Below are 1022 nucleotides of genomic sequence, written 5' to 3' on the forward strand. Positions count from 1 at the left end.
GGGAGCCACCGAAACTTCCCCCCACCCCCGACCCCTCCCCTCAAGGGGGAGGGGAGGCAGTGCCCAACCCTTTGATCCGGCGCGAGAATAAAAACGGGGACCAAGCCCGCCGTTGCCGCCACCTCAGCAACCGCAGGCCACAAGGCCGGGCGGCGCTCGCGCATGCCGGTTGCTGCGAACGTAGCCGGCCAGTAAGAAGGCACGAGGCGCGGGAGGCGACATGGACAAGACCGAGCGGCTCTTTGCCGTCATGGATGCGCTGCGGCGCCATCGCCGGCCGGTCACGGCCGCGCAGCTCGCCGAGGAGCAGGGGGTGTCGGTGCGCACCCTCTACCGGGACGTGCAGACGCTGATCGGCCTCGGCGCGCCGATCGATGGCGAGGCCGGCGTCGGCTACATGCTGCGGCCGGGCTTCTTCATGCCGCCGCTGATGTTCACCCCCGAGGAGTTGGAAGCGCTGGTGCTCGGCGCGCGCTGGGTCGGGGCGCAGCCGGACGACGGGCTGGTCAGCGCCGCCAAGATCGCGCTCGCCAAGATCGCCACCGCCTCGCCCGAGGACCTGCGCGACCGGATCGGCGATACCGGCCTCTGGCCGGTGCTGATGCGCGGCCCCCTCGCGCCCAAGCCGATCCTTGCCGACATCCGCCGCGCCATGCGCTCGGAAAAAGCGGTGCGCATCGTCTATGGCGACGAGGGCGGGCGCGAGAGCGAGCGCGACATCTGGCCGGTGCAACTGGCCTACTACGAGGGCAAGCAGATCATCGCCGCCTGGTGCTGCCTGCGGCAGGCGTTCCGCAATTTCCGCACCGACCGCATCGTCTCCCTCCACCCGACCGAGAGCCGCTACGGCAAGCGCCGCGCCGTGCTGGCGCGCGAGTGGGAGGAGGAATGGCGCAAGAAGCACCCGGACTGGATCGCCGAATCGGGCGCGCACCCGACGCATTAGGATCGTTCGGGTTCAAGCGGTATCCGACGGCTCTTTCGCCTCCCTCCCCCTTGAGGGAAGGGAATGAGGGTGGGGG

The 1022-nt window shown here is 70.1% G+C and carries 1 protein-coding gene; it reads left to right on the plus strand.

All coding sequences use genetic code 11. The features are described 5' to 3' along the window. The first annotated feature begins 220 nt into the window (after positions 1 to 220). A complete protein-coding gene (locus VE25_RS07000) occupies positions 221 to 946 on the plus strand; it encodes a helix-turn-helix transcriptional regulator (protein WP_046107895.1) in 726 nt (241 codons plus the stop codon). Positions 947 to 1022 lie beyond the last annotated feature (76 nt).

The organism is Devosia geojensis (genome assembly GCF_000969415.1).
Lineage (GTDB): Bacteria > Pseudomonadota > Alphaproteobacteria > Rhizobiales > Devosiaceae > Devosia > Devosia geojensis.

Excerpts from the sequence above, each read along its gene's own strand:
- VE25_RS07000 (WP_046107895.1), top strand. The coding sequence starts at position 221 with ATGGACAAGACCGAGCGGCTCTTTGCCGTCATGGATGCGCTGCGGCGC.